Consider the following 20235-nt stretch of genomic DNA (forward strand, 5'->3'; position numbering starts at 1 on the left):
CTTCAACCGGCTCAAGCAGTGGCGTGACCTGGCAACGCGATACGCCAAACGCGCATCCCTCTACCGAGCCGGCCTCGTCCTGATCGCTGCCGTCATCTGGCTCCCATGATCGACAGGACACGCCCTAGGAGACGGTCTGCGGGCAGGTGGGCGGTGAGCTGCGACCGGCTCGGATAGACCGCGATCAGACCAGCGAGGTTGTCGGCCGTCGGACCGACCAACACGTCAAGCGCCAGGAGGACGTCTCCCGGCGGTGTTTCCGTCGTCTCCCAGTTGACGACGCGCTCAGCCGTTGGACTCCACCCGAGGACGGTGCCGAGCAGGCGAGCGAAGGCCTCTGGCGACAGTCCGGCAGCGTTCCGGCCGTCCGCCAGGCGTCGCCGCGCCGCCGCCGCGAGATCGGAGGCGACTTCTGGCGCCACGCGTCCCGCTTGGTCCCGTTGGGTCGAGGTAAAGCGGCTGCGAACGTCCTCCGCTGCCGTACCGAGCGCAGTGTCGAGGGCGGCCTGCATCTCCGGCCGGGGGCAAGCCGCGTCCATCGCGGCCTCCCATTTGGAGACGGTTCGCTCGGCGACGCCGAGGTGTGCGGAGAAGTCGCGAATGCTCATCCGCAGGGCCTGCCGCAACGCCCGCGTTTCCCGGCCCGTCCACTTCTGCACGGTCGTCATTCGCGCCGTCCTCGATCACGGATAGTTCAGACCTGAGGCAGCGTAGCCCGCATCGGTGCAGTGCAGTTACCGCTGCGGTGCAGTGCGTAGTCGTGTTGCGTGAGGGCGGGGCTGACGAGGCTTTACGCATGGCCCGGGGCGGGTGCTGGGCTCCGGCGGTACCGCGTCCCCCGATCGCGGCTCCCGCCGTCCCCGCCCGCTCCGGCGCCACTCCAGCAGATCCAACCCGGAGGCGCCTGCCGATGTCCGTCGTACTCGCCGACTTTCCCGTCCTCACCCCGGTCACCGACGAGGACGTGCTCGTCGCCGCGCTGGCCGTGCGCGTACACGTGCCCGAGCATTGGCCGCAGGGACCGCTGTGCCGCAGCGAGCGCGTCCCGTACCCCTGCCGGCTGGCCCGGTGGGGGAGGGCGACGCTCGCCGCGGCCGGGCTGCCCGACGAGGCCGTGGCGGCCGGGACGGCGGCGTCGTGATCTACGTGACCGGCGAGCGGGTGCAGGCGTACCAGGTGCGCAGCGCCTTCTTCGACACCCGCTGGCGTGGCCTGGACCCGGCGCAGGTGCACGACTATCTGTGCCGGGTCGCCGACGAGATGGATCGCCTGCACCGGGAGCTGACCACGGCGCGCACCGAGTCGGAGCGGGTCCGCCAGGCGCTGCGGCAGTGGCAGTCCCGCCACAGCGGCTGCCGGCGACGCGGCCACGATGACTGAGCCGTGCTGGATCATCCACCTGCCGACCGCGTTGACCAGCCGGGATGCCGCCGTCGAGCTGGCCGCCGCGCTCGCCCGGTCGCTCGGGCACGTGGATGCCGTCGACTTCGCTGAGACGACGCTCAGCGAGGAGGACGCGCAGCACCTGCGGTACCGGGTCTGGTGCGACTTGCGGTTGCCCGGCGGCGGGCGCTGTGGGCATCGGGATGGTCACGACGGGTCGTGCGGGGCGGCGGAGCTGCGGTGACGTCGACGCTGTTTCGGCGTGTCGATCGATGAACGTCCTGGTGACGGGCCGGTCCGCTGGGAGCGGTCCCAAACGGGGCGACCATCCACCCTGTACGGTCGCTACACTCCCCGAAAACGCCCGGAACCGCCCACGGAGTCTGGAGACGCCTGTGACCCGCGACAAGGCCGCACCGCCCGGAATCGACGTCACCATTCCCAGCGTGGCCCGGGTCTACGACTACTTCCTGGGCGGCAAGGACAACTTCGAGGTCGACCGGAAGGTCGCCGAGCACGCCCTGCGGATCACGCCGGACGGGCCGGCCGCCGGTCAGGCGAACCGGGCCTTCCTGCGCCGGGTGATCCGCCACCTCGTGACCGAGGAGGGCATCGACCAGTTCCTCGACATCGGGTCGGGCCTGCCCACCCAGGGCAACGTGCACGAGGTGGCCGTCGAGCACAACCCCGCGGCCCGGGTGGTGTACGTGGACAACGACCCGATCGTCCTGGCGCACGGGCGCGCGCTGCTCGCCGCGGAGGGCACCGCGACGGTGATCCAGGCCGACATCCGGGAACCGGAGGAGATCCTCAACGACCCGGACGTCCGCCGGTTCCTCGACTTCGACCGCCCGATCGGGCTGCTGCTGTTCGCGATCCTGCACCACATCGGCGACGACGAGGACCCGCGATCGGTGGCTGCGGCGCTGATCGACGCGCTGCCGTCCGGCAGCTACGTCGCGATCTCGCACTTCCGCGACCCGGGTGAGCGGGATCCGGAAGGCTCCCGCAAGGCCCGCGAGGTCGAGCGCGTGTTCAACGAGTCGCTCGGTACCGGCCGCTGGCGTACCGACGAGGAGATCCTCGCCTTCGCCGACGGGCTGACGGTGCTGGAGCCGGGCCTGGTGCCGCTGGCCGAGTGGCGTCCGGACCCGGACGCGCCCGCCCCGCAGCAGACCGACACCTACCACACGTTCGTCGGACTGCTCGCCCGCAAGCCGTAAGGCGCCCGCTCGCGGAGGCTGCGAGCCCTCCGGGTACGGAAGGCCCGGCCGGCGGGTGCGGACACGTCAGCCGGGCTCCTCTTCGCCCTCCTCGAACCGTGCCAACGCGGCGGACAGGTCCCGCAGGAACGCGTCGACCCGGACGGGGTCGTAACCGTGCGCGACGAGCGGCAACTCGACCAGGGCCCGCTCGACCTGTGCCTTCGCAGCGAGGCGCAGTAGGAAGTCCTCCGACCGTAGTGCTTCCCGGCCCTTCTGCACGAGGGCGTCGACGGCGGTCCGGTCGTATCCCCGTGCTTCGATCGATAGAGGGGCTGAGTCGAAACGCTGCCGGACGAGCTGGCGGTGGTCGGTGAAACGGCTGCCGCCGTACCGGGCGAGGGCGCCGGCGACCTGGTCCGTCTTCTCCCGGACGTCGTGCACTTCGAGCAGGACCATGCAGGGCCGGTCGTCCAACGGGCTGGAGTGGGTCAGCGGGAGGTCGAGGGTCGACCTGGCGGCGGGTACGAGCAGCAGCAACGGTGATGGCATCCTCTTGTCGGACAGAACCGGAGGTGGCTGGTACAGGACCAGGTGTTCGATCTCCGCCCAGGGCAGCAGCCGGTTCAGCTCGGCTGTCCGGACGGTCAAGCCTTCGAAGCTGATGTGGAACCGGAACGGCCGGACCGCCTCGACGATGCCCGCGACGCTGGCGAGCATGACGAGCCCGCCGACGATCAGCCCGCCGACCAGTCGAAGGGTGCTGCCGGCCAGCCCGGCCAGCACCGTGCAGAGACCGAACGGCAGCAGGACGAGGCCGATGACAAGACCGGCGCGACTGCGGTGAAGGTCCATGGTGTCACCCGCGTTTCCCCGTCTTCCTGACTGAGAGCGTGACAGCCGGGCGCAAGTTGATCGATGAGGTGGACGGCGGTCTCCCTGGCGGCGGTGCGCGGTCCTGGTCGGCGCGTGCTAAGAAAGGGCCCCGCCTCCACAACCAGGGAAGGGCCCGCCGTGCACGAAGCCGAGCAGGTGATCCAGCGTGTGCTGCGGGATCTGCGCCACGGCACGCACCGCGGCGTCGTCGTGGACTCGCCTCCCGGCGCCGGGAAGTCGACCCTCGTCGTCCGCGCCGCGATCGAGACCGCCGCCACCGGCGACCCGCTGATGATCGTGGCGCAGACCAACGAGCAGGTGGACGACCTCATCGACCGGCTCGGCCGCAGGGCGCCGGAGCTGCGCGTCGGGCGGCTCTCCGCGACCGACTACCGGCCCACCGAGCGGGTCACCGCCCACCCGGCGGTCCGCGTCGCCGCGAAGGTCGCCGACCTGGGCGGGCCGGCGGTCACCATCGGTACGGCGGCCAAGTGGGCCACTGTCACCGAGGGGAGCTGGCCGTGGGCGATCGTGGACGAGGCGTACCAGATGCGCGCTGATGCGCTGCTGCGCGTGGCGGGACGGTTCGAGCGGGCGCTGTTCGTCGGCGACCCCGGTCAGCTCGATCCGTTCAGCACCGTCGAGACGTTCCGCTGGACCGGCCTGACCTGGGATCCGATGCAGTCGGCGGTGGCCACGCTGCTGCGGCACAACCCGGAGCTGCCGGTCCACCGGCTGCCGGTGTCGTGGCGGCTGCCCGACTCGGCCGTCCCTGTCGTCTCCGCCGCGTTCTACCCGTTCACCGGGTTCCGCGCCGGGACCGGGCCGGCCGACCGGGCGCTGACGTTCACCGAGCCCGGCGCGGGTGACGCCTACGACGCCTCGGTCGAGGTGGCCGCCGTCACCGGCTGGGCGTTGCACGAGCTGCCGGCCCGGCACACCGTGCGTACCGATGGAGAAGCCGCCGCGGCCTGCGCGGAGCTGGCGCTGCGGGTGCTGCGGCGCGGCGCGGTCGCGGTCAGCGAGGCCGCGCCCGGCGGCGCGCCGGTCACCGCGGACCGGATCGCCGTCGGGGCCGCGCACCGCGACCAGGTCGCGGCCATCCGGTCCCGGCTGGGCGCGGCCGGGGCGGGCATCACAGTGGACACCGCCAACCGGCTCCAGGGCCGGGAGTACGACGTGACGATCGTGCTGCACCCGCTCTCCGGCCGGCGCGACGCCACCGCGTTCCACCTGGAGTCGGGCCGGCTGTGCGTGCTGGCGTCACGGCACCGGCACGCCTGCGTGGTGGTGGCGCGGGCCGGGATCGGTGAGCTGCTCGACGCGTATCCGTCGACCGAGCGGGTTCACCTGGACGTGCCGGTGAAGTTCCCGGACGGGTGGGAGGCCAACCAGACGGTGCTGACCCACCTCGATGCCCACCGGGCGTGACGAGGGGCCGTCGCGGCAGGATCGGCGGTCCGTTCGGATCTTCCGGCGCTCGCGGCCGGTGGGCACGATGGCCGGATGCATCCTCACGATCCCTATCAGCAGGATCCGTACCAGCACCAGCCGTACCAACAGCAGGCGTACCCGCAACAGCCGTACTATCCGCCGCCGGCGTTCGCGGAGCAGCCGCGCGAGGGCATGGGCAGGTGGGCGATCGTCCTGTGGGTTGCGGTGCCGGCGCTGCTGGTGATCCTGTGCTGTGCCGGATGCGTCGTCTCCGGGTTCGCGGGCGGGTTCATGGAGGGCTTCAACGAGGGCTATTCGTCGTCGTAGGCGGCGGGCCGGCGGCGCACCGCCGCCCTCGGCGCGCGGCGCTGGCGGCGGTGCGTTAGACATGGATCATGACCGCGAGCGTGCTGCAGTGGCTGGGCGGGGGTGTGGTGGCGGTGGTCGCCGGTTTCCTCGCCGCGTCGCTGCCCCGGCGCCGCGCCCGGGCCGAGGGCCGGCGAATCGCCTGGTCGTCGGCGCGGGCGGCGATCCACGACGCCACCGTCAGCCGGGACGCGTCCCCGGCGACGGTGCCGGAGGCCGAGCGGCTGCTGGCCCACGCCGAGCTGCTCGCCGCCGGACGCGGCGGCGCCGACGCGGCCCGCGCGGCGGCCGAGCACGCCCGTCGCGCCGACGAGCTGTGGCGGGCCGGCCGGTGACGAGGGTACGCCGGGAGCTGCTGCGCTGGTCGCTGCTGGCCGCCGCGGCGGCGGTGCTCGTGGTGTTCCTGGTGGCGCAGCGGCAGAGCGTGGAGGTCAGCTACGGGCGTTCCCCGTCGAGCGCCGCGCTGCCCGAGGGCTCGGCCGGGGAACTGAGCGACGCGAGTGTGCCCTCGGTCGAGGAGATGACGGCTCTCGTCGCCGCCGATCCGGTGGTCCGGCTGCCGGGCGCTGTCGCGCGTTGGGACGAGCAGCGGGTCCGGGCCGCCATCGGTGACCGGGGAACCCGCATCCTGGTCGCCCCGCCCGGTCTGGACGAGGCCGAACGCCGGCGGGTCAAGGACGTGGAGAACGCCGAGATCCGGATCGTCGGCACCGAGGTCAGCGGCGGGCTCTACGTGGCCTCGCCGGACGACCTGCCGGGCTGGCGGGCCCGGTTCGCCACCGGCGACGTGACCGGCTCGGTGCTCGCGCTGCTGGCCGCGCTGCACGACCAGCCGACCCCGCCGGACGGCGACGACCTGCGCTGGCGGGAGCCGACCGGCCCGGAGCTGGCCCCGGTGGTCGCGGCGCTGCGCGCCACCGGCCGGTACGTGGGCGCCGGCGCCACGCTGCGCGAGCTGCCGGCGAAGGCGGCGAGCGCCGCGTTCCCGGACGGCGCCTGGTTCGTCGTGCTGCCCGCCCAGCCGTACGGGGAGCCACTGCCCGCGTACGGGCCGGCGCTGCACCGGCTCGCCCCGGACCAGCCGCTCGTGTTGATGTACGGCGACTGGATCGAGTACCACGGTCCGGGCGGGGCGTCGTTCGCCGAGGTCGCGGGCGCGAGCTTCTACGCCCAGTTCGGCAGCCGACTCGGCCGTTACACCTATCCCCAGCAGAACGTGCTCGGCGCGTACCTGGCCCAGGTCACCGACGTGCGCTACGCGGGGCTGTTCGACCGTCCGCTGCCGTACCGGCCGTTCGACCCGCTGCGGGTGGCGCTGCCGGCGCTGCCCTGGATCTTCGCCGGATGCGTGGCGGGTTTCGTGGTGCTGTCCATCCGTACCGTGCGGGCCTCCGGCCGCCGTCCGGCCGACGTCGGTCCCGGTGGTACGCCGGCCCGGCTGGCCGGGCTCTCCGCGCTGGCGGTCGAGTTGTCGCTGCTCACCGACGTGCGCAGCGACCCGGCGCTGGTCCGGGGCGTGGGCCGGTTGCGGGCGGCCCGGGACGCGTTCGACGAAGGGCTGCCCGACCGGCACGTACGCGAACTGCTCGCCGATGCGGCGGCCGAGCTGGACGACGTGGCCCGGGACGTGCGGATGCCCGGCTACCGGCCGGACGTCTACCTGCGGGCGAGGCTGTCGTGAGCCGCGTCGCGACCCGTCCCGAGCGTTCGGCGGCCCGTCGAGGCGCGGCGGTGACCGGCCCGCGCCGGCTGCTCGGCCGTCTGGTCGGTACCGCGTTCGGCCGGGCGGTTCTCGCCTGCCTGGCGCTGGCCGGCTGGGCACTGTGGACCGGAGGCATCCTGGACGGCCCGGCCGCCCGGCAGGTACGTGGCTCCTCGGTCTACGCGGCGCCCGGAGTGGACCTGGACCGGGCCGCCGCCGAACGGGTCATCGGCAACCGGCGGCTGGTGGTGCTGATCATGGAGCCGGGCGCCGACCTGCGGGAGGCGTGCGACGACACCGAGCGCGCCACCCAGGGCACGCTGGTGCTGGCGATGAGCCGCGACGGCGAGGACTGGGACACGTACGGCTGCTCCCGCCTCGGCGGCGACGGCGCGCGTGACCTCGGGCGGGCCATGGTCGCCGAGACCACGATCAGCCGGGGCGCCGACGCGTTCGTGGACCGGCCGGTCGAGGCGCTGAAGGTGATCGTGCTGAACTACGACCGGTTGGTCCGGGCCGGTCTGGTGCCGGACGGTGCTCGTACCATCAGCCCGTCGCTGCCCCGGTATCTGCTGGCCGGCGGCGCGGTGGCCGGGGCCGTGGCCGGTGCCGCGGTGCTCTGGTTCGGTGGGCGGCGGGCCGGTCGGCTGGCCGACGCCCGGCGGGCCGGGAGGGACGCGCGCGCCGACGAACGGGCCGCGCTCGGCGCCGCCACCGCTGTCCTCGCCCAGCAGATCATCGACCTGGACGGGCGTGTCGGGCCGGTCGCCCCGGCGTACCGGCGGCTGGCCGCCGACTACGTCGGTCTGCTCGACGAGGTGTCCGAGAAGGACGGGGACGCCGAGGCGCTGCGCCGGCTCCGGGAGCGGGTCGAGGAGCTGAGCCGCCGCGCCGCGGACCTCGCCGACGACGCCGCGTCCGGCCGGCGCGGGACGCGCGGACGGGGCCGGCGGTGAGCCGCCGACCCCGTCGTCAGTGCGTCGTCAGCGCTGGGCGCCCACCGTCGAGGCGGCCGGCCAGCTGCCGGTGAAGACCTGGGCGGGCGTCGCGCTGCGGGCGGCGAAGCCGAACAGCGAGTCGACCCGGGCGGCCTCGGTGGAGCTGGGGTACGGGTTGGTGCAGCTCGTGCCGGCGCTGCCACCGGACATCAGGATGGCGCAGTTGCCGTTGTAGTTGTCCGGCAGGCCGAGGATGTGGCCGATCTCGTGCGTCATGATGCGCAGTGCCGAGTACTGCTGGGCCTGGTTGTAGTCGATCACCACGCGGCCGTTGCCGAGGCTGGTGCGCTGGGCGTACGAGCCCCCGCCGTAGGTGTAGGTGATCCGCAGGTTGGACCCGCACTGGGCCATGTTGATGTTGTTCGTGTAGTTGTTCCAGATCGCCGCCGCCTGCACCGCCGTGTTGGCGAACGGGCCGGCCTGGCTGATGTTGTAGCAGACGTTGCGGACGGCGGCGGAGGCCGGAGCCGGGTTGACGGCTACCGCACCGAGCGCTGCCAGCGTCGCGGCCGCGAGGGTGGCGAGGATCCGGGACAGCTTGGGGTGACGCATGGTTCACACTCCTTGGGATGGGGGGTGAGCGGAACGTCGCCAGCCTATAGATAGCTATCGATCGATATCAAGGGGTGGACGCGTGCGGATCGGACGCGTTCACCGCGGCGACCACCTGGTCGTAGTCGCCGCGCGCCTCCGCGTGGCGGAGGAACTTCACCCGCTCGACCTGGATCTCCGTCGCCTCCGGCAGCGCCTCCAGCAGCGCCACCACCTCGCTCATGAACTCGTCCAGCGGCATGGCGACCTCGTTGCTCTCGTGGCCGGGCAGGAGTTCGGTGCGCACCGCGGGCGGCACCAGTTCCAGCACCCGTACGCCGGTGCCGGCCAGGTTCAGCCGGATCGACTCGCTGAGCATGTGCACCGCGGCCTTGGAGGCGTTGTAGCTCGGCGTGACCCGCAGCGGCACGAACGCCAGGCCGGACGAGACGGTGACGATCGTGGCGTTCCCGCGCTGCCGCAGATGTTCGACGAAGGCGGCGATCAGCCGGATCGGGCCGAGCACGTTCGTGGTCACCACCTCCTCGGCCGAGGCGAGGAACGTGTCCGGCGAGCGCCAGTCCTCGATCCGCATCACGCCCGCCATCGTCACCAGGACGTTGAGATCCGGGTGCTTCGCCAGCACCTGGTCCGCGGCGGCGGCGATGCTCGCCGGGTCGGTGGTGTCGATCGTGACGGTGGCCAGGCCCGGGTTGGCGGCGGCGATCTCGTCGAGCAACTCGGTACGCCGGCCCCCGACGATCACCGTGTTGCCCCGGTCCCGCAGGGCGAGCGCCAGGGCCAGGCCGATCCCGCTGGTGGCGCCGGGAATGAAGATCGTGTTTCCGGAGATGTCCATGCGGCAAGCCTGCGGCGTCCGGCGTGGCGGGTGAAGAGACCGCTGATCGGGGGATCGCGGATCCCTGGTTCCCGGCGCAGCGCGGCGGATACTCGGATCATGGACCGCCAAGCCCTGGCCGAATTCCTGCGCCGCCGCCGCGAAGCGCTGCGCCCCGGCGACCTCGGACTGCCGGAGGGCGCCCGCCGCCGGGCGCCCGGCCTGCGACGGGAGGAGGTCGCGTCGCTCGCCACCATGTCCACCGACTACTACACGCGGCTGGAGCAGCGGCGCGGCCCGCAGCCGAGTCCGTACATGCTCGGCGAGCTGGCCCGGGCGCTGCGGCTCACCGCGCACGAGCGCGCCTACCTGTTCCGGGTCGCCGGGCACAGCCCGCCCGAGGCCGCCGCCACCACCGGCCATGTCGCGCCGGCACTGCTGCGGGTGCTGGACCGGCTGGCCGACACGCCGGCGCTCATCCTGTCCGACCTCGGCGAGACGCTGGTCCAGAACCGGTTGGCGGCCGCGCTGTTCGGGGACCGCTCCGGCCACACCGGGCTCGCCCGCAGCGAGGTGTACCGCTGGTTCACCGACCCGGCCGAGCGGGAGCACTATCCGGTGGAGGACCGTGACCGGCAGAGCCGGGCTCAGGTCGCCAACCTGCGGGCCGCGTACGGATCGATGGGGCCGCGGTCCCGCGCGGGCGAGCTGGTGCGAGCGCTGCGTGCGGCCAGCAGCGAGTTCGCCGAGTTGTGGGAGCGGCACGAGGTGGCGCAGCGCTTCGCCGACCACAAGACGCTGATCCACCCGGAACTCGGACCGATCGAGCTGGACTGCCAGGTGCTGTTCACCGAGGACCAGTCGCAGGCGCTGCTGGTGCTCACCGCCGCGCCGCGCAGCGAGGCCGAGGAGAAGCTGCGGCTGCTCGCCGTGCTCGGACACGAGCGGTTCCCGTCCGCCGCGACGTGAACCCGGCACAGGAACCGTCGTTCACGCCGCCGGGTATCCCCGGCTTTCCTGTCGGCCTCCCGTCACGCAGGGTGTTTTTCTGATCGCTTCCGGTCGATAGCGTCGGTCCACTGCCGTCGACGAAGGGCCGACGATGAACGACAACGGACACCCGCTCGACCGTCGGCGACTGCTCGCCGGCGCGGCGGCGGCCTCGGCGGTCACAGTGACCGGCCTGGCCGTCGCCTCCACCACCGGCGCCGCGGCGGCCGCACCGGGCCGCCCCGCGACGCCGCTCATCACCCGGGACCGCATCGCCACCGCCGCGCTGCGCGCACCCGACGGGTCCGCGCTCCCGGTCGCCGTCCAGGCCGACTTCCACGCCCGGCTCGCCGCCTGGCTGGCGTTCTGGTCGGCGAACTCGCCGGCGGCCTGGAGCGTGCCGGTGCAGGTGGTCGCCCGGATCGAGGCGGCCGGAGACGCGCTGGTGCTGCACGGGATCCGGCACCGCCGCGACGACGAGCTGCGCGCCGGTTTCGCCGCCGGCCGGCGGGACGCAACCCACCTGGCCACGCTGGCCAGCCTGCACCACCACTTCCCGAGCGTGCGGGTCCGCCCGGACGGCACGATCCGGATCGTCGACGGAACCGCCGGGTTCACCGGCGCGCCGGAACAGGTCGCCTTCGCGGTCGCCGCCTGCCGTGAACTGTGGGGCGAGGCGGCGACGACCGCCGACAGCTGGGCGGAGCACGCCGCCCGGGTGCTCGCCCGCGCCGGGCATCGCACCGACGCCGCCTCGCACGCCGGCTGGGCGGCCTTCACCCGCACCAGCCTGCGTCGCGGGCTGGGCACCGAATCGTACGAGTGACCGGAGGTAGCACATGGCCCGCAACGAGTTCCGCTTCGTGGTCGACGGCGTCGACCTGAGCCCCGAGCAGCAGACCCTGATCGCCGCGGAGATCCAGAAGGCCGGCCTGGCCGCGCTGCGTACCGCCGACGCCAGGCTGACCAACCCGCTGACCGTCGGCCACGGCAACATCAAGCTGCGTCCCGAGTGGTACGGGCTCTGGGTCATCGACGGCCCGTTCGCCCAGGACCTCGGGCAGAAGATCAACGACATCGGGTTCTGGATCCAGCGGTGACCGACGCCGCCCGGCCGGCCGGCACGCCGGAGCGGATGTGCCCGAGCACCCCGGCGTCGAACGCCACCGTGTTCCTCGGCATGATCACTCCGGCGGGCCGGGTGGCCTACGTGACCCCGGCCGTACCGGCCGAGGTGGCGCTCGCCGGGCTCGGTGACTCCGACGAGCCGATCGAGTCGCGGGCCCGGCTCGCCGGCCCGTGCGTCACCTCGTCCTGTGGCTTCTGGACCGGCTCGCACTGCGGGCTGGGCGCCCGGATGGCCGCCTCGTACGCCGAGACCGCCCCGCCGGCCGAGGAAACGCTGCCGAAGTGCGCGATCCGGCGTACCTGCCGGTGGTTCGCCGAACAGGGACCGGCGGCCTGCCCGGCGTGCGCGCACGTCGTCACCGACGCGCGGCTCTGAGGGCGCCCCTGTTTGTCGGACCCTTCGACTAGCGTCGTGAGGTCATGGAGCCGAGGTTCGGCGGACACATCATCGGGCGGGAGCACCCCGCTGCACTGCTGCGCGCCGAGGTGACCCGGCTGGTCGACAGCCACGGCGGTCTCGTGCTGGTCAGCGGCGAGCCGGGCATCGGCAAGACCACACTGGTCTCGGCCGCCGCCGACGAGGCCCGCCGCGGCGGGGCGCTGGTGCTCGGCGCCGCCTGCTGGGACTCCGACACCGCCCCCGACTACTGGCCCTGGGTGCAGGTGCTGCGCCGGCTGGCCCGGTCCGACGGCGACCCGCCCGGGGTACGGGAGGCAGCCGCCGCGGGCCTGGCCGCACTGCTGGGCGAGCGCGCGGCGGGCGATGCTCGTCGCGGCGGGCCGGCACCGGGAGGCGATGCGGCGACGGAGCCGGGCGACATGCGGGCCGCGGGCGACGTGAGCGAGCCAGGCGACGTGACCGAGCCGGGCGACGCCGGCCGGGCCGAGTTCGACAGACACGACGCGGTGACCGCCGCCCTGGTCGCCGTCGCCCAGCACCGGCCGGTCGCCGTGGTCTTCGACGACCTGCACTGGGCCGACCCGGCGTCGCTGCGGCTGCTCCAGTTCGTCACCCAGCACGCCTGGTTCGAACGGTTGCTGCTGATCGGCACCTACCGGGACGCCGAAGTCGAATCCGGCGAGCACCCGCTGCGGCCGTGGCTGCTGCCACTGACCGCCAAGGCCACCACCGTCACGCTCACCGGGCTGGGCCGGGCCGAGGTGGCCGCGCTGATCGCCCGTACCGCCGGCCGGGAGCCCGCTCCGAGCCTGGTCGACGAGGTACACCGGCGCACCGGCGGGAATCCGTTCTTCGTGGAGCAGACCGCCCGGCTCTGGCACACCCACGGCCTCACCGACACCGTCGCCCCCGGCGTACGGGAGGTGGTGCGCCGCCGGCTCGACCAACTGCCCGCCCCGGTGGTCGACGCGCTCACGGTGGCCGCGGTGCTCGGCCGCGAGTTCGACAGGGGGACGCTCGCCGCCTGCGTACCCGCTCCCGTCGCGCAGATCGACCGGCTGCTCGGCCGCGCCGCCGCGGCCCGGCTGGTGCTGCCCCGCAGTGACGGCCGGTTCGTCTTCGTGCACGACCTGGTCCGCGAGACGCTCTACGACGGGCTCGCCGAGGACGAGCGGCGGGCCCGGCACGCGGCCGTGGTCCGGGCCGTCGACCGGTCGGACGCGCTCGCCGGCCCGCTCAGCCCGGCCCACCTGGCCCGGCACGCCTGGCTGGCCGGCGCCGAGCTGGAGCCGGAACGCGCCGGTGACCTGCTGCTGGCCGCCGCTCGCGACGCCGGGGGCCGGATCGCGATGGACGAGTCGGTCCGGCACTACCGGCGCGCGCTCGAACTGACCGGCGAGCCCGGCCGCCGGGTCCGGGTGCTGCTGGAACTGGCCGGGCTGCTGTACCACGCCGGCCCGCCGGCCGAGGTCGAGCGGCTGCTGGCCGAGGCCGCCGCGCTGGCACGCGAGCTGCCCGATCCCGGCGTGCTGACCCGGGTGGCGCTCATCGCGCACCGGCAGCACTCCGCCACCCGCCGCCGGCTCGACGCCGCCGAGCTGGTCCGGGAGGCGTACCGGCGGTTGATCGCGGAACCGGAGCCGGAGCGGCCGGTACGCGCGCTCGTCACCGACCTGATCACCGCCACCGAGACGCTGGCCCGGCACGGCCGCGACGACGAGGCGCTCACCTTCAGCCTGTGGGCCCGACACGACACCACCTGGGGGCTCGGCACCGCGCGGGAACGGGCCGTGGTCACCGCCGAGATCCGGGAGGTGGCCCGTCGCAGCGGCGACCGGGAGACCGAGCTGTGGGCCACGGCGCTGCGCTGGGTCGCGTTGCTGGAGCTGGGCGACCCGGGCTACCGGCACGAGCTGACCGCGTTCGTGACCGGCGCGCAACGTGGCGACGTGGACCGGCAGCGGGTGGCGGCGCTCTCGGACAGCGGGATCATCGCCGCCTTCCAGGGCGACCTCGCCACCGCCGAGGCGTGCTTCGCCGAGGCGGAGAGCTACCGCGAGCCGGCGCACTCCGACCACGCGTTCATGACGCACCACATGCGCTGGTCGGTGCTGCTGCTGTACGGCCGCGTCACCGATGCCGAGGCGGTGCTCGACCGGGTGGGCGCCGGGCACCCGCAGGCCGAGCTGCTCCGCGCGCTCACCGCCGCCGAACGCGGCGACGCGGCCACGGTGCTGCGTCTCACCGCCGCGATCGAGGCCGCCGGCACCGCGTACCCCCGGTCGGTGTCGCCGCTGTGGCTGCGCCTGCGGGCGCAGGCGGCGGCCGTGGACGGCGACCCGGCCCGCTGCGCCGCGGTGCGGAGCGACCTGGCCCCGCACCGCGGGCAGTGGACGGCGGCGCTGTTCGGGTGCGACATCGGCGGCCCGGTCGACCTGTGGCTGGCCATGGTGGACGCGGCCGAGGGCCGGTGGGACGACGCGATCGACTGTTACACCGCGGCGCGGGCCGCCGCCGACCGGCTGGGCGCCCGACCCTGGTCGGTGCTGGCCCGGGCCGGACTGGTGGGCGCGCTCGCCGGGCGCGACGGGCCGGGCGACGCGGCCGAGGCGCGGCGGCTACGTGCCGAGACGGTGGCCGAGGCGCGGGCGCTGGGCATGGTCCAGGTGGTGGACCGGCTGGGCGCGGCGGATCCCGCCCCGGCCGCGGCGTCCGCGGTGGTCGCGCCGGTGGCGGCCCGGTTCGGCGCGGGCGCTCCGGCCCTGGCCGTCGCGTCGTCGGCGGGCCGCCGGACCGCGTCGGGTCTGTCCCGGGCGGGTGTGGTCCACGGGCGGTCGCCCGACCCCGGCGCGGGCGGTGCGGACGTGATCCGGCCCGAGTTCCGGCCGGACGGGCCGGTGTGGCGCCTCGGGTACGACGGCATCGTGGTGCACCTGCCCGACGCCAAAGGGCTGCACGACCTGCGGCTGCTGCTGAGCCGGCCCGGCGCGGACGTGCCGGCCGTCGAACTGCTCGACCCGGCGGCCGGTCCGGAACTCGTCGCCGCGCGCCGCCTCGGGGCCGATCCGGTGCTCGACGACGAGGCGAAGGCCCGCTACCGCCGGCACCTGCGGCGGCTCGACGACGAGATCGACCGCGCGGCGGCCCGCGACGACGAGCGGCGGCTGGCCGAGCTGGACGCCGAGCGCGCGGCGCTGCTCGACCAGTTGCGTGCCGCCGCCGGGCTGGCCGGGCGCAGCCGGCGTCTCGGCGACCAGGCGGAACGGGCGCGCAAGGCGGTGACCGGGCGGATCCGGGACACACTGCGCCGCATCGACGAGCGGCACCCGGCGCTCGCCGCCCACCTGCGCGAGTCGGTCACCACCGGCGGCGCCTGCCGGTACCGGCCGGCCGAGCCGGTGCCCTGGCGACTCTGACCGACGAGGTGGCGGAGCCGCGTGGACCCCGCCACCGTCGACACGTCAGCGGCGGTTGTAGCGGTACATCGTCAGCGTGCCGAACACGACCACGAAGAGGGCGCTCCAGAGCAGCATCCACATGGTGCTCGGGCCGTCCATCGAGCCGGCCATCGCCGCGCGGACCGAGGTGACGAGCTGGGTGATCGGGTTGACCTTGACGAACGCCTGCAGCCAACCGGGCATGGTGGAAGGGTCGACGAACACGTTGCTCAGGAAGGTCAACGGGAACAGCACCATCATGCTGGTCCCCATCACCGACTTCTCGCTGCGCAGCACCAGGCCGAAGAACGTCCACACCCAGGAGAACGCGAACGAGAAGATCACCAGCAGCCCGATCCCGGCCAGCACCCCGAGCAGCCCGCCGTCGGGACGGAAGCCGAGCACCACGCCGACGGTGAGGATGACCACGGCGGCCAGGACGTAGCGCAGCACGTCGCCGAAGATCATCCCGACCAGCGCCGCCGGCCGCCAGACCGGCAGCGTACGGATCCGGTCGAAGACGCCCTTCTCGATGTCGGTGTTCAACCCGACCCCGGTGTACATGGTGATCATCACGACGCTCGTGACCATGATGCCGGGCAGGAAGAACTGGAGGTACGCCCGCGGGCTGTCGGCGAGCGCGCCACCGAACAGGTACGTGAACATCAGCACCATGATGATCGGGAACGCGGTCACGTCGAACAGCTGCTCCGGCACGTGCTTGATCTTCAGCAGCGCGCGCCAGCCGAACGTCAGCGACGCCGACAACGCGCTGGGCCGGGCCGGCCGCTCGGCCGGGGCGAGCACCGTGGCCAGCGCCTCGGCGGACGGCATGTAGACGGACGGCGCCCGCCCGGTGGTGATCGCGGTGTCGCTCATCGCGCCGCCTCCAGTTCGTCGTCCCGCTCGTCCGCCGGGACGGCCGGGTGGTCGGTCAGGGCCAGGAAGACCTCGTCCAGGCTGGGCTGGCCGAGGGAGAAGTCGTCCACCACGATGCCGGCGGCGGCCAGCTCACCGAGCGCACGCGCCGCCTGCGTACCGGCCTCCAGGTCGGTGCCGTGCTCGCCGACGCGGGCGGTCAGCGCCGCCGGGTCCGCGGCGAGCTGCACCGGTACGCCGAGCGACGCCCGCAGCACCTGCTCGGCCTGCGGCCGCTGTCCCGGATCACGCAGCCGGATGTGGACGCTGCCCGCGCCGATCGACGCCTTCAGCTCGCCCGGGGTGCCCTCCGCGATCACCCGGCCGTGGTCGACCACCGCGATCCGGCCGGCGAGCTGGTCCGCCTCGTCCAGGTACTGCGTGGTCAGCAGCACCGTCGTGCCGTACGCCACCACCGCCCGCACGATCGCCCACACCTGGTTGCGGCTGCGCGGGTCCAGCCCGGTGGTCGGCTCGTCCAGGAACAGCAGATCCGGGGTGTTGAGGATGCTCGCGGCGATGTCGATGCGCCGGCGCATCCCGCCGGAGTACTTCTTCACCTGCCGTCCCGCCGCCTCGGTCAACCCGAACGCGGCGAGCAACTGCTCGGCCCGCTCCCGGGCGCCGGCCCGGCCCAGCCCGAGCAGCCGGCCCAGCAGGACCAGGTTCTCCGCCCCGGTCAGGTCCTCGTCCAGCGAGGCGTACTGGCCGGTCAGGCTCACCCGGGAGCGCACCGCGTCGGCGTCACGCACCACGTCGTGGCCGAAGACCCGGGCCGTGCCGCCGTCCGGGCGCAACAGCGTCGCGAGCACCCGTACGGCGGTGGTCTTCCCGGCGCCGTTCGGGCCCAGCACGCCGTAGACGGTGCCGGCGGGAACCTGCAGGTCCAGCCCGTCGAGTGCCCGGGTCGAACCGAAGGACCGGACCAGGCCCTCGGCCTCGACGGCCAGGCCGGTGTTCCGGTTGCTCATGAATAGCTACCTCTCGTCGTCGATGTCCTCGACAGGCGGCTTGCCGCCAGGCCGATCGCCTGTTTCAACGAGGCCGGGAAGCTGTGGTTGTACCGGCCTCACCCCGAAGGCGCCAGACGGCCCGCCAGATCGGTTCTGGCGGTGGGTGGATCCCCGGCCGACGGTGGCCGGTACGGGAGGAAGGCGGGTTATGACCGTTCCCGCAGCGGTCCGCCGGATGACCGGTCGCCGACAGCGCCCGATCGATCGTCTGCCATATGCTGCGCCGGCATCCGACGCACGGGGGCGTGTCCCGGTTGTGGCTACGCGGACGCCTCTCCCTGCATTGAAACCGAGAGGGGTCCACCGTGTCCATCGTCCGAAGAGTGCTCGGCGCACTCACCGTGGCGGCCCTGGCCGTCACCGTCTCACCCGGCGCGGCCGGCGCGGCCGAGGAGCCGGCAGGTGTCCTCCACCTGACCGTCATCGCGCCCGACGGCACCCCGAGCCAGGGCAGTGTCGACGTGGTGGCCGCGGACAGCGGCTACGACGTCCAACTGCTCCAGTTGGACGAGTCCGGGCAGCTGCGCGTGGAGGTGCCGGCCGGCGACTACAAGATCGCCATCAGTCCCGGGTACGTCGATCCCGACCTGCCCGACGACTCGCTGCGGCAGTGGGTGCCGGGCCGGACGGACTGGGCGGGGGCCGGAACGGTCCGGGTGTCCGCGGGGGGCACGACGGACGTCTCCGAGCGCCTGCTCACGCCCAGCCCGTTGACCCTGCGGGCGCGTGACGCGGTCACCGGCGCCCCGATCGACCGCGTCTGCGTGTACGTCGACACCCGCCGCAACCTGTGCGGCGACGGTGAGGTGACAGTGCCGCCGCTCGTCCCCGGTCCGCAGGAGGTACGGGTCTACACCGACGACTATTCCCACCTGCCCCGCGACACCACCGTGACCGTCCTGGCCGACGGCAGCGGCAGCGCGGTGGTCGACCTGACCCCGGCCGCGCACGTGGTGTCCCGGGTGGTCGACGCGGCGACCGGCGCGCCCGTCGCCGGGGCCTGTGTGACGCCGGCGCCCGCCGGCACCGGCGAGCTTCCGGACAACCCTGGACGGTACTGCTCCGACGCCTCCGGGAACGTCCGCGTCGGCCTGGTCGAGGCCGGCTCCTGGAACCTGTTCGCCCGCCCCGCCGGCGGATCGGGGTACGGCGCGCAGTGGGTCGGCGCGACCGGCGGCACCGGTGACGCGAAGCAGGCCCGGGTGGTCACCCTCCGCGCCGGGCAGACGGTCACCGTGCCCCCGATCCGGCTCGACCGCGCCGGTGTAGTCACCGGCACCGTGACCAGTGCGGCCACCGGCAGGCCGGCGACCTCCGGCACCGTGACGCTCGCGCTCGGGTCCGGCTTCTTCCCGGAGTGGGGAACGGACCTGGACGCGCAGGGCCGCTACCGGATCGACTGGCTCGGGCCGTACGCCTGGCCGCTGCTGTTCACCACCGCCGACAACGCCACCCAGTGGTCCGGCGGGTTCGCCCTGCGGGGCAAGGCCGTGCCGGTCACGGTGCGGGCCGGCGCCACCACCGTCTACAACCTCGCCGCGCGGCGAGGTGTCCTGGTCACCGGCCGGCTCGTCGACCCGGAGGGCCGCCCGGTGGCCGCGGAGCTGACGGTGCGCAACGCGCGTACCCGTGAGGTCATCGGCCGCACGTTGGATCGCGACGGCGAGTACGCACTGCGCGTGCTCGGCCCCCAGCCGGTCACCCTGGCCTGGCTGTGGACGCCGCCGTACGTCAGCTACGCCGGCTGGTACGACGGCGCGGCCCGCCCGGCCGACGCCACCCAGGTGACACTGCCGGGCACCGGAACGCTGCGGCTTGACGTCGAGGTCGACCGGTACCCGGCCGGCTGAGCGGCGAGCCGGCTGAGTGACACGAGCCGGTTGAGTGACACGAGCCGGTTGATCGGCACGGGCCGGGTGGCGTGGCGGCCACCCGGCCCGGTGCCGGTCAGCGTGCCGAATCCAGCCGGGTCCGCTGCTCGGCGGTCAGCTCCAGGTCGACAGCGGCCAGGCTCTCCTCCAACTGCGCCACCGAGGAGAAACCGACGAGCGGGATCGACGGCTGGTCCCCGCCCATCAGCCAGGCCAGCACCACCTGGTTCAGGGTGGCGCCGGTCTCGGCGGCCACCGCCCGCAGCGCCGCCAGCCGGGCCGGGGTGGCGGGCACCACGTACTCCTCGCCGAGCCGCTCCGGCCTGGCGTACGCGCCCTTCAGCAGCGGCGAGTACGCGACCAGCGTGAGCTGCGGCTCCGTACGCAGGTAACTGAGCAGGTCGGGGCCGACCCAGCCGACGTCGCCGTCCGGGTCCAGCTCGCTCGGCACGTCCAGACGCCGGGGCAGATAGCTGCGGTGGTACTGGAGCACCTCGTACCCGGGCAGGCCCGCCGCGGCAGCGAGCGCGCGGGCCCGCTCGACCCGCCAGGCGCGGTGGTTGCTGGCGCCCAGCAGCCCGACCGTGCCCTCGGCGACCAGCTCGGCGAAGCCCTCCACGGTCTCCCGCATCGGGATCGTCCGGTCCTCGATGTGGGCGTAGAGCAGGTCGATCCGCTCGACGCCGAGGCGCTCCCGGCTGCGTTCGGCGGACTCGCGGATCACCTTGGCCGACAGCCCTTCCGGGTTGTCGACATAGCTGGTGCCCGGCGCGAGCGGGCGGGCACCCAGCTTCGTGGCGATGACCACCTCGCCGCCGATGCCGCGGCTGCGCCGCCAGCGGCCGAGCAGCTCCTCGCTCTCGCCACCCTGGCCCCCGTTCTGCCAGAAGGCGTAGTTGTCCGAGGTGTCGATGAAGGTGCCGCCCGCCTCGACGTACCGGTCGAGGATGGCGAACGAGGTGGCCTCGTCGGTGGCGGTGCCGAACAGCATCGCGCCGAGACTGAGCACACTGACCTCGCGGCGGGTGGCCGGGTCCGTGCCGATGGTGCGGTAGCGCATGTATTCCTCCCCGTCGGAGCTTTGCCGGTCACCCTGCCCCTTCGAGTGCGCGCGAAGTCAACAAGCGGAGGGGCTCCGGTCTCCCGGG

Annotated in this window: 22 protein-coding genes and 1 pseudogene; 16 read left to right on the forward strand and 7 right to left on the reverse strand. The window is 73.9% G+C overall.

Annotated elements, in window-relative coordinates; translation table 11 throughout:
* A pseudogene (locus tag F8279_RS12780) lies at window positions 1-109 on the forward strand (IS5/IS1182 family transposase); the annotation flags it as partial.
* On the opposite strand, the gene F8279_RS12785 reads toward F8279_RS12780, so the two are convergent.
* Window positions 93-668 carry a DNA-binding transcriptional regulator gene (locus F8279_RS12785; protein WP_151500044.1) on the reverse strand — a complete coding sequence of 192 codons (576 nt, stop codon included), beginning with the start codon at window positions 666-668 and terminating at the stop codon, window positions 93-95. The pseudogene F8279_RS12780 and the gene F8279_RS12785 overlap by 17 nt on opposite strands.
* A gap of 242 nt (window positions 669-910) precedes the next feature.
* Here F8279_RS12785 and F8279_RS12790 point away from each other — a divergent pair, with 242 nt between their 5' ends.
* The 4 genes from F8279_RS12790 to F8279_RS12805 all read left to right on the forward strand — a co-directional run bounded on the left by F8279_RS12790 (window position 911) and on the right by F8279_RS12805 (window position 2606).
* The gene (locus tag F8279_RS12790; protein WP_151500045.1) at window positions 911-1141 is read left to right on the forward strand and encodes a hypothetical protein; all 231 of its coding nucleotides are present in this window, start codon (window positions 911-913) and stop codon (window positions 1139-1141) included.
* Window positions 1138-1380: a DivIVA domain-containing protein gene (locus F8279_RS12795; RefSeq protein WP_151500046.1), complete on the forward strand. Its 243-nt coding sequence runs from the start codon at window positions 1138-1140 to the stop codon at window positions 1378-1380. The genes F8279_RS12790 and F8279_RS12795 overlap by 4 nt, the downstream gene beginning before the upstream one ends.
* The gene (locus F8279_RS12800; RefSeq protein ID WP_151500047.1) at window positions 1373-1627 is read left to right on the forward strand and encodes a hypothetical protein; all 255 of its coding nucleotides are present in this window, start codon (window positions 1373-1375) and stop codon (window positions 1625-1627) included. The genes F8279_RS12795 and F8279_RS12800 overlap by 8 nt, the downstream gene beginning before the upstream one ends.
* 151 nt (window positions 1628-1778) lie before the next feature.
* Window positions 1779-2606, forward strand: coding sequence for an SAM-dependent methyltransferase (locus F8279_RS12805; RefSeq protein WP_151500048.1), 828 nt, complete (start codon window positions 1779-1781; stop codon window positions 2604-2606).
* 66 nt (window positions 2607-2672) lie between these two features.
* On the opposite strand, the gene F8279_RS12810 is transcribed toward F8279_RS12805, so the two are convergent.
* The gene (locus F8279_RS12810; RefSeq protein ID WP_151500049.1) at window positions 2673-3440 is read right to left on the reverse strand and encodes a hypothetical protein; all 768 of its coding nucleotides are present in this window, start codon (window positions 3438-3440) and stop codon (window positions 2673-2675) included.
* Between the two features lie 159 nt (window positions 3441-3599).
* On the opposite strand from F8279_RS12810, the gene F8279_RS12815 reads away from it, so the two are divergent.
* The 5 genes from F8279_RS12815 to F8279_RS12835 all read left to right on the forward strand — a co-directional run bounded on the left by F8279_RS12815 (window position 3600) and on the right by F8279_RS12835 (window position 7919).
* Window positions 3600-4892 carry an AAA family ATPase gene (locus tag F8279_RS12815; protein ID WP_151500050.1) on the forward strand — a complete coding sequence of 431 codons (1293 nt, stop codon included), beginning with the start codon at window positions 3600-3602 and terminating at the stop codon, window positions 4890-4892.
* 75 nt (window positions 4893-4967) lie between these two features.
* Window positions 4968-5222: a hypothetical protein gene (locus F8279_RS12820; RefSeq protein ID WP_091418938.1), complete on the forward strand. Its 255-nt coding sequence runs from the start codon at window positions 4968-4970 to the stop codon at window positions 5220-5222.
* Between the two features lie 68 nt (window positions 5223-5290).
* A complete protein-coding gene (locus F8279_RS12825; RefSeq protein WP_091418941.1) occupies window positions 5291-5596 on the forward strand; it encodes a DUF6403 family protein in 306 nt (101 codons plus the stop codon).
* Entirely contained in the window at window positions 5593-6942 is a 1350-nt protein-coding gene (locus F8279_RS12830) for a hypothetical protein (RefSeq protein ID WP_151500051.1), read from the forward strand. Before F8279_RS12825 ends, F8279_RS12830 begins: the two co-directional genes overlap by 4 nt.
* Entirely contained in the window at window positions 6939-7919 is a 981-nt protein-coding gene (locus F8279_RS12835) for a hypothetical protein (RefSeq protein WP_091418944.1), read from the forward strand. Before F8279_RS12830 ends, F8279_RS12835 begins: the two co-directional genes overlap by 4 nt.
* Before the next feature lie 27 nt (window positions 7920-7946).
* Here F8279_RS12835 and F8279_RS12840 read toward each other — a convergent pair whose 3' ends face one another.
* A complete protein-coding gene (locus F8279_RS12840; RefSeq protein WP_091418947.1) occupies window positions 7947-8513 on the reverse strand; it encodes a snapalysin family zinc-dependent metalloprotease in 567 nt (188 codons plus the stop codon).
* Between the two features lie 67 nt (window positions 8514-8580).
* Window positions 8581-9351, reverse strand: coding sequence for an SDR family oxidoreductase (locus tag F8279_RS12845; protein WP_091418949.1), 771 nt, complete (start codon window positions 9349-9351; stop codon window positions 8581-8583).
* A gap of 99 nt (window positions 9352-9450) precedes the next feature.
* Here F8279_RS12845 and F8279_RS12850 point away from each other — a divergent pair, with 99 nt between their 5' ends.
* The 5 genes from F8279_RS12850 (at window position 9451) to F8279_RS12870 (ending at window position 15264) form a co-directional block, all read left to right on the forward strand.
* Window positions 9451-10299: a helix-turn-helix transcriptional regulator gene (locus F8279_RS12850; protein WP_151500052.1), complete on the forward strand. Its 849-nt coding sequence runs from the start codon at window positions 9451-9453 to the stop codon at window positions 10297-10299.
* Between the two features lie 133 nt (window positions 10300-10432).
* Entirely contained in the window at window positions 10433-11146 is a 714-nt protein-coding gene (locus F8279_RS12855; protein ID WP_091418954.1) for a hypothetical protein, read from the forward strand.
* Between the two features lie 13 nt (window positions 11147-11159).
* Window positions 11160-11420, forward strand: a complete 261-nt coding sequence (locus F8279_RS12860) for a hypothetical protein (RefSeq protein WP_091418956.1) — start codon at window positions 11160-11162, stop codon at window positions 11418-11420.
* Window positions 11417-11824: a hypothetical protein gene (locus tag F8279_RS12865; protein WP_091418959.1), complete on the forward strand. Its 408-nt coding sequence runs from the start codon at window positions 11417-11419 to the stop codon at window positions 11822-11824. The genes F8279_RS12860 and F8279_RS12865 overlap by 4 nt, the downstream gene beginning before the upstream one ends.
* 44 nt (window positions 11825-11868) lie before the next feature.
* Window positions 11869-15264, forward strand: a complete 3396-nt coding sequence (locus F8279_RS12870; RefSeq protein ID WP_091418961.1) for an AAA family ATPase — start codon at window positions 11869-11871, stop codon at window positions 15262-15264.
* A 45-nt stretch (window positions 15265-15309) separates the two neighbouring features.
* Here F8279_RS12870 and F8279_RS12875 read toward each other — a convergent pair whose 3' ends face one another.
* Together F8279_RS12875 and F8279_RS12880 are read right to left on the reverse strand one after the other, a co-directional pair.
* Window positions 15310-16164, reverse strand: a complete 855-nt coding sequence (locus F8279_RS12875) for an ABC transporter permease (RefSeq protein WP_091418963.1) — start codon at window positions 16162-16164, stop codon at window positions 15310-15312.
* The gene (locus tag F8279_RS12880; protein WP_091418966.1) at window positions 16161-17174 is read right to left on the reverse strand and encodes an ATP-binding cassette domain-containing protein; all 1014 of its coding nucleotides are present in this window, start codon (window positions 17172-17174) and stop codon (window positions 16161-16163) included. The genes F8279_RS12875 and F8279_RS12880 overlap by 4 nt, the downstream gene beginning before the upstream one ends.
* Window positions 17175-17521: 347 nt before the next feature.
* On the opposite strand from F8279_RS12880, the gene F8279_RS12885 reads away from it, so the two are divergent.
* A complete protein-coding gene (locus F8279_RS12885) occupies window positions 17522-19066 on the forward strand; it encodes a collagen binding domain-containing protein (RefSeq protein ID WP_139135448.1) in 1545 nt (514 codons plus the stop codon).
* 97 nt (window positions 19067-19163) lie between these two features.
* On the opposite strand, the gene F8279_RS12890 is transcribed toward F8279_RS12885, so the two are convergent.
* Window positions 19164-20147: an aldo/keto reductase gene (locus F8279_RS12890; RefSeq protein ID WP_091418970.1), complete on the reverse strand. Its 984-nt coding sequence runs from the start codon at window positions 20145-20147 to the stop codon at window positions 19164-19166.
* Between the last annotated feature and the right edge of the window lie 88 nt (window positions 20148-20235).

Origin of the sequence: Micromonospora sp. AMSO1212t (assembly GCF_008868145.1) — a bacterium.
GTDB classification, from domain to species: domain Bacteria; phylum Actinomycetota; class Actinomycetes; order Mycobacteriales; family Micromonosporaceae; genus Micromonospora; species Micromonospora tulbaghiae.

Coding starts and splice junctions, on each gene's coding strand:
- F8279_RS12785 (WP_151500044.1), bottom strand. CDS start 668: ATGACGACCGTGCAGAAGTGGACGGGCCGGGAAACGCGGGCGTTGCGG.
- F8279_RS12790 (WP_151500045.1), top strand. CDS start 911: ATGTCCGTCGTACTCGCCGACTTTCCCGTCCTCACCCCGGTCACCGAC.
- F8279_RS12800 (WP_151500047.1), top strand. CDS start 1,373: ATGACTGAGCCGTGCTGGATCATCCACCTGCCGACCGCGTTGACCAGC.
- F8279_RS12810 (WP_151500049.1), bottom strand. CDS start 3,440: ATGGACCTTCACCGCAGTCGCGCCGGTCTTGTCATCGGCCTCGTCCTG.
- F8279_RS12820 (WP_091418938.1), top strand. CDS start 4,968: ATGCATCCTCACGATCCCTATCAGCAGGATCCGTACCAGCACCAGCCG.
- F8279_RS12825 (WP_091418941.1), top strand. CDS start 5,291: ATGACCGCGAGCGTGCTGCAGTGGCTGGGCGGGGGTGTGGTGGCGGTG.
- F8279_RS12840 (WP_091418947.1), bottom strand. CDS start 8,513: ATGCGTCACCCCAAGCTGTCCCGGATCCTCGCCACCCTCGCGGCCGCG.
- F8279_RS12845 (WP_091418949.1), bottom strand. CDS start 9,351: ATGGACATCTCCGGAAACACGATCTTCATTCCCGGCGCCACCAGCGGG.
- F8279_RS12850 (WP_151500052.1), top strand. CDS start 9,451: ATGGACCGCCAAGCCCTGGCCGAATTCCTGCGCCGCCGCCGCGAAGCG.
- F8279_RS12855 (WP_091418954.1), top strand. CDS start 10,433: ATGAACGACAACGGACACCCGCTCGACCGTCGGCGACTGCTCGCCGGC.
- F8279_RS12860 (WP_091418956.1), top strand. CDS start 11,160: ATGGCCCGCAACGAGTTCCGCTTCGTGGTCGACGGCGTCGACCTGAGC.
- F8279_RS12870 (WP_091418961.1), top strand. CDS start 11,869: ATGGAGCCGAGGTTCGGCGGACACATCATCGGGCGGGAGCACCCCGCT.
- F8279_RS12875 (WP_091418963.1), bottom strand. CDS start 16,164: ATGAGCGACACCGCGATCACCACCGGGCGGGCGCCGTCCGTCTACATG.
- F8279_RS12880 (WP_091418966.1), bottom strand. CDS start 17,174: ATGAGCAACCGGAACACCGGCCTGGCCGTCGAGGCCGAGGGCCTGGTC.
- F8279_RS12890 (WP_091418970.1), bottom strand. CDS start 20,147: ATGCGCTACCGCACCATCGGCACGGACCCGGCCACCCGCCGCGAGGTC.